The 9545-nt window shown below is 68.2% G+C and carries 6 protein-coding genes; 5 read left to right on the top strand and 1 reads right to left on the bottom strand.

Annotated features, from left to right (window positions below; all coding sequences use genetic code 11):
* A partial coding sequence (locus Q4I23_RS26525; protein ID WP_498528194.1) for a helicase-related protein occupies positions 1 to 2252 on the bottom strand: 2252 nt, incomplete at its 3' end.
* Positions 2253 to 2717: 465 nt separating this feature from the next.
* On the opposite strand from Q4I23_RS26525, the gene Q4I23_RS26520 reads away from it, so the two are divergent.
* The 5 genes from Q4I23_RS26520 to Q4I23_RS26500 form a co-directional block, all read left to right on the top strand.
* Positions 2718 to 3503 (top strand): WecB/TagA/CpsF family glycosyltransferase, encoded by a 786-nt coding sequence (locus Q4I23_RS26520; protein ID WP_035678240.1) that lies wholly within the window; start codon positions 2718 to 2720, stop codon positions 3501 to 3503.
* A gap of 3 nt (positions 3504 to 3506) precedes the next feature.
* Positions 3507 to 5873, top strand: coding sequence for a GumC family protein (locus Q4I23_RS26515; RefSeq protein WP_498528193.1), 2367 nt, complete (start codon positions 3507 to 3509; stop codon positions 5871 to 5873).
* 242 nt (positions 5874 to 6115) lie between these two features.
* Positions 6116 to 7372, top strand: a complete 1257-nt coding sequence (locus tag Q4I23_RS26510) for an endo-1,4-beta-xylanase (protein WP_498528192.1) — start codon at positions 6116 to 6118, stop codon at positions 7370 to 7372.
* 146 nt (positions 7373 to 7518) lie between these two features.
* On the top strand, positions 7519 to 8445 hold the full coding sequence (locus Q4I23_RS26505) for a class I SAM-dependent methyltransferase (RefSeq protein ID WP_454017173.1): 927 nt from the start codon (positions 7519 to 7521) through the stop codon (positions 8443 to 8445).
* Between the two features lie 229 nt (positions 8446 to 8674).
* On the top strand, positions 8675 to 9545 hold an 871-nt coding region (locus tag Q4I23_RS26500), incomplete at its 3' end, for a carbohydrate-binding domain-containing protein (protein WP_498528191.1).

Below are 9545 nucleotides of genomic sequence, written 5' to 3'. Positions count from 1 at the left end.
CGAAGCCGGCAAACCCGATAGCTGTTATAGTCTCGTGGGCTCGGAGATGTGTATAAGAGACAGCTCTCCGCACCGCTCTTTGCCGGCGGCTGAGGGCCGCGCGCTCCGTCCGGACGGCGCCCGCGCCGCTCGCCCTGCCGCTCTTCCACCCGCCCGGCGTAGCAGTTGTCGCAGACACGGAAACGGTGGTTCGCCTTCAGCCGCGTGCCGCAGACCGGGCAGGCGCGGGCCAGCGAGCGTTCGGCCAGCGTGCGCTCGATGAAGGCGTTCAGCATGGCCCGGCGCTCCTGGCACAGGTCCATGTCCGGATAGGCGTCGGGAAAGCGGTAGGCCAGCCACGCGTAGGCAGTCAGCTCCTTCACCGCGCGCTCGGCCTTCTCCAGTTCCACGTCGGTGCCGACGCGGTGGTGGAAGCGCTCGGCGGCGTCGGGGGCGGAATTGGGAACGCCCTTGCCTTGGTTCGTCGCCCACAGCGCCAGAAGGCGCAGGTTGTTCTGGTCGCGCACGTCGATGGGGCAGCGCGCCAGCATGTCGCGCTCCGCCAGCGGCAGCTTCGCCCGGTCCACCGCCGTGGCGGCCTGGATGCGCTGCTCCAGGTCGGTCATGCGGAAGGTCTGGTTGGCGCGCAGCAGTTCCTGCCCCGCCGTGCGCAGCACCTTGGCGAGGCTGTCGGTGTCCAGCTCCCGCGCGATGGCCTCGACATGGGTCAGGTTGGGGCTGATCCAGGCGCGCGGGTCCTCGGGCGGGACCGGCGGAGTGGTCAGCGCCCGGCGCACCGGGTTGATGTTCTCCCCCTCCAGCACCGCGACGCGGCCTTCCTCGTGCATGCCGAAGCGTCCCGCCCGCCCGCCGATCTGGCGGATTTCGGAGGAGTTCAGATCGCGCTCCTCCCGCCCGTCGTACTTGCGGGTGGTCGACAGGACGACGCGGGCGACCGGCAGGTTCAGCCCCATGCCGATGGCGTCGGTCGCCACCAGCACGTCCGCCGTGCCGTCGCGGAAGCGCCGCGCCTCGGCCCGCCGCACTTCCGGCGACAGCGCGCCGTAGATCACCGCCACCGTGTGGTCGCGGGCCAGAAGCTCGCGCCGCAGCCCCATCACGTCCTTGCGCGAGAAGGCGATCACCGCGTCGCCGCGGCGGACATTCTCCAGCGCCACCCGCTCCTCCTGCACGCGCAGCGGCGACTTGCGGGTGAACTCCACGACCTCCAGTTCCTCCCCCAGCGCGGTGGCGAGGCGCTGCACGTAGGGGATGGCGTCGGCGGAGCCGGTCATCAGGATTTCCGGGGCGGCCACGCCGGCCACCGCCTGGGTCCAGGCCCAGCCGCGGTCGGGATCGCCGATCATCTGGATCTCGTCGATGACGCAGGCGCCCCAGACCTTGGACGTGTTGACCATCTCGATGGTCGAGGAGGTGAAGGAGGCGCCGGGCCGCACGTCGCGCTCCTCGCCGGTCACCAGGCTGCAGGCCCGACCGCGCGTCTCCAGCGCCTCCTGCCCCTCCAGCGCCAGCAGGCGCAGCGGGGCGAGGTAGCAGCCGCTCTGCGCCTCGGCCAGCCGGTCCATGGCGGCGTGGGTCTTGCCGGAGTTGGTCGGGCCGACGAACAGCCGCAGCTTGCGCACCATGGCACGGGCCGTGGCGAAGCTGTCGAGATAGACGCCGAGGCCGGAGGCGTTCTCCAGCCGCTCCCGCCGGACCTTCAGACCGGCGCGGGCGGCGGCGGTGGAGAAGGCCTCCTCCAGCGCGTCCAGCAGGGTTTGCAGGCGCGGGATACGGCCGCCGAAGCCGATCACCCGGCCCAGCTCGTCGGCGAAGCCCTTGGGCCGCCACGCCTCGCCGAAGCCGTTGGCGCGCTGCGCCATGGAAGCGAACCAGCCGTCCACCCGCCCGCGCGCCTTCTCGATGGCGGCGGAGGACAGGCAGGCCGCCTTGACCCGCTTGCCCAGCGTCTTCGCCTGGGGACGGCCGAAGCCCTCCTCCGCGGTCATCAGCCCCCACAGCTCCGCCTCGATGTCGGGCAGCGGGCCGAGCGCCACGCGGAAACGCAGCTTCAGCTTCCGGTCGGTTCCGGGAACGACCACCTCGTGGACGACGGCGACCGACCAGCGGGCCGGGGTGCTGTCGGCGTCCACCTCGATCCCGTCGCCGCGCACCACCGCGGCGATGGCGCGCAACGCGTCGCGGCGGTCGAATTCGTCAGCAGTCCCTGGGGCGGTGCCCGGTTGGCGGGGGGTGGTTTCGTCGTTGCTCATGGACTGGTCTTCTTCCGTCGCCGCCCCCGGAGAGATCGGCCTGGGGATTCAAGGAACTGGTTGGGGCTGGCGGTCTTGAGGGGGCTTTGCCGGACCTCGAACAGTGCCGTGCCGCGGGGCGGACGCCCACCCCCTATTCTGCACACCGGCACCCCACGGGCGTACCTATATGGTCGGAGCCATAGGATAGGGCAAGCCGATTCAGGGGTTCTACCGGCGTGGCCGGGCTAATTCGCCTGAACTTTCCCCTCTCCCATCCCACCGCTGCGAAAAAGGGGCGGTGCCAGCCACATCATTCCCTGTTGTCCGGCGGTCGTGTCGAAAGGGGTACCCGGTAACGGTTTCACCGGCTGCCACCAATCGAAAGTGTTAGCAAGCAATATCGTCTTACTGCACCGCAAACCGTCGGGCATCATCGTTGCAGAGACAACGTAACCGTCGTCGCTTCGCAGATTTGGTTAGGAGATGTGCATGCCGACCCCTCGTGACGTCCTGGCACTGATCGAGAGAATACGGTGTATTTCTTGCGAGGACGAGCGCCATGCATTGATAAAGACATTGTCAGCCGTCGAGCGACCGACCATCCTGTCGTTCCTCAACGCTCACGGCGTGAACCTCTGCGCGGGGTCCTCCGCCGCGTGGTCGGCCTTCCGCGCCTCCGATGTCCTGTTGCGGGACGGGGTGGCGCTGGAGACCGCCCTGCCGTGGCTCGACCAGCCGGTCGGGCTGAACATGAACGGCACCGATTTCATCCCGCTTCTCCTCCGCCACCTGTCGCCCCGTCGGGTCGCCGTCTACGGCACCGCGGCGCCCTGGCTGGACGAGGGGATCGAGCGGCTGAAGGAGCGGACCCCGCACGACTATGTCGATGCCCAGCACGGGTTCCATTCCGTGGAGCATTACATCGCCCGTGCGCGGGAGATTGAGCCCGACGTCATCATCCTGGCCATGGGCATGCCCCGCCAGGAGGAGGTCGCGGTGCAACTCAAGCGCGCGCTGGATCATAAGGTGCTGATCGTCAACGGCGGCGCCATCATCGATTTCCTCGCCGGGCGCTTCACCCGGGCCCCCGCCGCCGTCCAGCGCATCGGGCTGGAATGGGCGTTCCGGCTGGTCCAGGAGCCCCGCCGTCTGTTTCGCCGCTATTGCGTCGGCGCTTTCGGCTTCGCCCACACCGTCATGCTTATGCGCCGTGCCGCCATGCGTTCGTCCAGCGCCCCAGCACCAGCGCCCATGCATAAGGAGCTTTGAGACGTGGAAAATCTGCCCCAAGTCAATCATGGCGGCCATCACGGCGGTCCGCCGGCTCCGGTTCCGGCATGGCCCGCCGCCCCCGGCCCGTCCCGGCGCAGCGAGTTCGAATCCCAGACCCCGTCCATGGGTCCCGACTTCCGCTTCATCCTGCGCGTGCTGGGCAGCCACAAGTGGCTGATCGCGGCCATCGTGGTGGTGCTGACCGGTCTGTCGGCCCTGGGCGTCTCCACGCTCAAGGACCAGTACACCTCCGAAGCCCTTCTGCTGGTCGACAACCGGCAGGTCCGCGTCGTCCGCGAGGTCGAGCAGGTGGTGGGCGCGATTCCCACCGAGGACGCCGCCATCCTGAGCGAGATCGAGATCCTGAAGTCGCCCCAGGTGCTGAACCAGGTGGTCAACGATCTCCAGCTCGCCCAGCATCCTGAATTCAACCCGCCGGCGCAGGAGGACGAGACGCTCCCGCTCGTCGAGCGCGCGGTGGCCTACGGCCGTGACCTCGCCTCGCGCTTCTGGGACGGCGCCCCGCCGGCCCCGGTCGCCTGGCTGCTGAGCCATGGTGACGAGGTGGCGCAGGACATCCGGGCGCGCGAGGCGCACGCGGCGCTGGGCAACGATCAGATCATCGCGCGCATCCACCGCAAGCTCGACGTCGCCATCGTCGGCCGGTCGCGCGTGATCCAGGTGCGCTTCACTTCCAAGGAGCCGCAGCTGAGCCGCGACGTGGTGGACGGCATCGTCCGCCGGTACATGGAAACCCGTCAGCAGATGGACCGCGACCTGTCGACCAGCGCGATCTCCTGGCTGCAGGACCGCATCGTCCTGCTGCGCCGCGAGGTTGCCGAGGCCGACTCCAAGGTCGAGGAGGCCCGCGTCAAGGGCGGCCTGCTGAAGGGCGGCACCGGCCTGATGGCCCAGAACGAGCTTGAGCAGACCCGCCTGCGCCTGAGCGAGGCGTCGGCCATCCGCGCCCGCTCGGTCGCCCAGGCCGACACGCTGGAGCGCAACCTGAAGGCTGGCAACTGGAACGCCATCGGCGGCAGCATCGCCTCCCCGGTCGTCGCCCAGCTCCGCGCCACGGTCGCCGCCATCTCCACGGAAATGGCCCAGCTTTCCCGCCAGTATGGGCCGAAGCACCCGCGCATCGTTGAACTCCAGGGCCGCCTGAACGAGGCCAACTCCTCGCTCCAGCAGGAAATCCGCCGCGAGATCAACGGCGTCCGCGAAGCCGCCCAGGTCGCGGTCGAGCAGGAGACCGCGCTTCGCTCCATGATCACCCGCATGGAGGGCAGCTACGCCACCATGCAGGAGCAGGCCATCCCGCTGCGCACCCTGGAGTCCGAGGCGACCGCCAAGCGCCAGCTTCTCGACAGCCTGCTGGGCCGTCTCGAAGAGGTCGAGGCCCAGAAGGACAGCCGCGCCTTCCCGGCCGCCGTCAAGCTGGTCTCCGCGCCGCAGGTGCCGCACGAGCCGTCGGGTCCCTTCCGCGTCCTCCTGCTGCTGGCCGGCTTCGTCGCCGCCCTCGCGCTGGCCATCTTCAGCGTCTTCGGTCTGGAGCTTCTCCAGCGCCGCATCCACACCCCGGACGCCGTGCGCCGCATCCTGGGCGTCGGCACCGTCCACATCGTGCCGCACCACAGCGACCGCGGGGCCAAGGGCCGGCTCTACAAGATCTTCCAGCGCCACCCCTTCTCGCTGTTCAGCGAATCCCTGCGCGCCCTGTTCCGCAACCATCTGTCGGATCTCGGTCCGGTCGGTGCGCTGGCGGTGACCTCGGCCCGCCCGCAGGACGGCAAGACCTCGCTGACGCTCGCCGTCGCCCAGGTCGCCAGCCAGGCCGGCCGCCGGGTGGTGGTGGTGGACACCGACTTCCGCCGCTCCCGCATGGAAGGGCTGTTCGACCTGTCCACCAAGAAGGGCCTGTCGGACTGGATCGCCGGTGATGCCACGCTGGACGAGATCGTCCACACCTCCGACGACGTGCCCTTCGCCATGGTTCCGGCGGGCAAGCTGAACCCGATGACGCTGGACCGCTTCAACGTCGACAGCCTGGTGCAGCTGATGGCCGGCCTGTCGCCCAGCTTCGATCTGGTGGTGTTCGACACCGCCCCGGCGCTGGCCGTGTCGGATGCCCGCATCGTCTGCGGCGCCGCCTCCAAGGTTCTCTTCGTCACCCGCTGGGGCCACACCACGGCGAGCGATCTGGACGCGGTGGCCGACCTGGGGCCGATCGACCACAGCAAGTTCGTCTGCGTGATGACCGACGTGAACCTGAAGAAGGCCGCCAGCAAGGGCTACCAGGGTCCGTACAACAGCTACGTCGCCACGCGGAAATACTACGGCGACCAGACCCTGCGCGCCGCGCCGTAAGCGACGCCAAAGCCCTTCTCCCCTCCGGGGAGAAGGGTATGGGATGAGGGGGCGGCCGCAGGCCGACCACGCTGGCTCATTGCAGTGCGTGGACGCCCTGACGGGCGCCCCCTCACCCTAACCCTCTCCCCGCTTTCGGCGGACCAAAGGTCCGCCTGTCGTGTCAGCGCAAACTCCGTTTGCGCGTGAGCGGGGGAGAGGGAATTTCCATTTCTCATCAAACCACACGAGGCCCGACGCCCATGGCCCAGACCTCGCCAAAAGCCACCTCGCCGAAAACCCTCTCCTTCACGCGCCGGGACGCGCTGCGCGCCGCCGCAGCCGCCGCGGTGCTGGCAAGCTGCAAGGCCGCCGCCGGCCCGTCCGTCGCCGAGGCAGCGTCGGCCGCGGTGCCCCACCCCACCCTGCGAGACGCCTGCCGGGCCGCCGGCATCCTCCACGGCGCCGCCCGCGACCATCTGATCGAGCCGGAAGACCCCATGCTCGACACGCTGATGGCGCGGGAATGCGACGTGGTGACGCCCGAGAACGGCGGCAAATGGGCCGTCTTCCAGCCGCAGGAGGGCAATTTCGACTGGGGCCGCTTCGACGCCGGGGTGGAACTGGCCCGCCGCATCGGCGCCAAGCCCAACTGGCACTGCGCCCTGTGGCAGCACATGGGCATGCCCGACTACATGACGCTGCCGGCGAGCCGCCAGCGCGCGCTGGGCATCGGGGAGAGCGCCTATTTCTCGGCCGACGGCACGCTGTCCGAGGACAATTACTGGCCGCGCTTCACCGCCATGGTCGCGGCGGTCAAGCAGCGCTACGGCGACAGCTTCTACCGCATCGACGTGATGAACGAGGCTTTCTTCTGGGAGACCGAGCGCAGCCACCCCCAGGAGCAGGACCGCTACGGCTTCCGCAAGGGCATGTGGTGGGTGGTGGCGGGCGGCGCCAAGGGGCCGGAATGGCTCGACCCCTTCTTCCACCACATCCGCAAGGAATTCCCCTCCGCCAAGCTGGTCATCAACGAGTTCGGGATCGAGATCGACGAGGGCTGGCAGCAGCGCAAGCGCGCCTATTTCCAGACTTGGCTGACCGACGCGGTCAAGCGCGGCGTGCCGATCGACGGCGTCGGGCTGCAAAGCCACCTGATGGCCGGCAAGCCCTACGACCGCGAGGGCATGAAGGGCTTCCTGCGGGCCATGGACCGGCTGGGCCTGCCCATCCACGTCACCGAGTTCGACGTGAACGAGAAGCACCTGCCGCGCTCCTGGTCACGGGCGGAGAAGGACCGCGCCATGGCCTTCCTGGCCGGACAGTATCTGGGCGACATCGCCGGGAACGCGCGGCTGGCCGAGCTGTGCTGGTGGCACCTGCGCTCCGACCTGAACTACATCGCGCGGGAGATGCCGGAGCTGAAGCCCCACCCCTCCCCCTACGACGCGGCGTCGCGCCCGCTGCCGCTGTACGAGGCGTCGGTGCAGGCGCTGCGCGGGCGTAACCGGTCGGGGTGACTCCGGCCGGGAAGCGGCGCGGTACCCCTTCCGGCCCCGCTACCCCGCCCGATCGCGCGGCCCGCTCCGCCGTCCGCGCCTGTAAGGATTTCCGACAGCGCCCTTAGATTATCGGAACAGCGGCGTTTCTCCCAACGAGGTGATCTGTGGACACGTTGACGTCGGATGAGCTGGTCGCCCGCTACAAGCGGAAGTTCGGTCTGGCCCCGAACTACCCCCTCAGCGAAACCATGGTCCGCCAGCATTGGGACCTGGAACGCCAGCTCGCCCGCGAGCTGCTCGATTCCCGCCGCGAAGAGCGCTGGACGGTGTTCGAGCGGAACTACACCACCCTCTACAGCGAATGCCCCTGGCTGAACGACGCGGTGGACACGGCGGCGCAGAACGACGAGCTGGACTTCCGCCATTTCCTGACGCTGCTCAAGGGCGCGCGGGACGTCTACGAGGTCGGGTCGGGCAAAGGCCGGCTGCTCAGCTATCTGGCCCGCCACGGCCACCGCTGCGTCGCCACCGAAATCACCCGCGAGCGCGGCGAGCGCTGGACCGACGAGCGCTCCAACGTGACGTGGCGCTGCTGCGACGGCGTCAACCTCGCCGAATTCGAGCCGCGCGCCCATTACGACGCCGTCGTCTCCACCCACGTCATCGAGCATCTCCACCCCGAGGACGTGTCCGTGCACCTGTCCAACGTGCACGCCATCCTCAAGCCGGGCGGCCGCTACGTGCTCAGCATGCCGCACAAGCACGCCGGGCCGATGGACCTGTCGGAGGTCTTCGGGCTGGACGAGCCGATCTGCATGCACCTGCGCGAATACACCTGGAGCGAGACGGAGCGCGCGCTGCGCGAGGCCGGCTTCACCCGGATGGAGGCCGTCTACATCGCCCCGATGGCGGTCCGCCGGCGCATGCACATCCATGGGTCCGGGCGCGGATACCTCGCCTACGTGAAGGCCGTGGAATCCGTCATGGGGGCGATGCCGTTAACCCTGCGGCGCAAGCTCGGGAAGCTCGGCCAGCTCTACCTGTTCCGCCCGGAGGTCTTCATGGTGGCTCACAAAAGTCATGAGGGCTGAGGCAGCGGATTCCGGAAATCTTTCTGTAACAAGACTTTACACTTTTGCCTCCCCGTGGCCGCAAGGCCCCACTGTGGCGCGGAAACCGCAGCAAAGGCGGTTTTTCGCGCCTCATTCTTTTCACAGCTCGCCGTGGCTTTTGAGCAGCATTTCCCTAAAATCCGAAATATCTCGTTAACCAATTGGGCCTCACCTTTGCTCCACCGAAAATGGAGAGAGGTTACTTCCAATGGCAACGACCACCACGGGTCTCGTCGACACGACCTTCGTCGTCAACGCCTCGGGGCAGGCTGCCGGCGGGATCTGGCCGCAGTTCCGGCTGCTCCTGGATGGTGTCAACCTCGGCCAGGCGACGGTCAGCTCGACCAGCGACGGCCGGTACACCTTCAAGGCCCAGGTCGCACCGGATCAGGCGCACAAGCTTCAGATCGTCTACTTCAACGACGGCTATGTGAACGGGCAGGACCGCAACCTGCTCGTCAAGTCGCTGGAAGTGAACGGCAAGCCCGTCGCCTCCACCAGCTCGCTGGTCAGCTACGACCGCGGCGCCTCCGACGGGAAGGACGTGATTCCCGGCCAGGAAGGCATGTGGTGGGACGGTTCGCTCGATTTCGCCCTGACCAAGGACTATTTCCCGGTCCCGACGCCGCCGGCCCCCGCCGGCAACACCCAGGTCATCCTGAACCTGCAAGGCAACGCCGCGGGCGGCGTCAACGCGCATTTCAACCTGCTGATCGACGGCAAGAAGGTCGGCGAGGGCATGGCCGGCACCTCGGCCAAGGACTACGCCTTCTCGATCAACGCCACGGCGGATCAGGCGCACAAGGTCCAGATCCAGTACGACAACGACGCCACGGTGAACGGCCAGGACCGCAACCTGCTGGTCAACAAGATCACCATCAACGGCAAGTCGGTCATGCCCACCGACAGCAACGTCACCTATGACAAGGGGGCCTTGGACGGCAAGGACGTGGTCAAGGGCCAGTCCGGCCTGTGGTGGAACGGCACGCTGGTGGTCGACGCCGACAAGAGCTTCTTCCCCGGCTCCTCCAACCCGACCTGTCTCTTATACACATCTGACGCTGCCGACGATTATACGC

This window comes from Azospirillum sp. UFLA03-27 (genome assembly GCF_059803775.1).
Note: the sequence above shows the minus strand (reverse complement) of the source record. Positions and strands in the feature narration are given on the sequence as shown.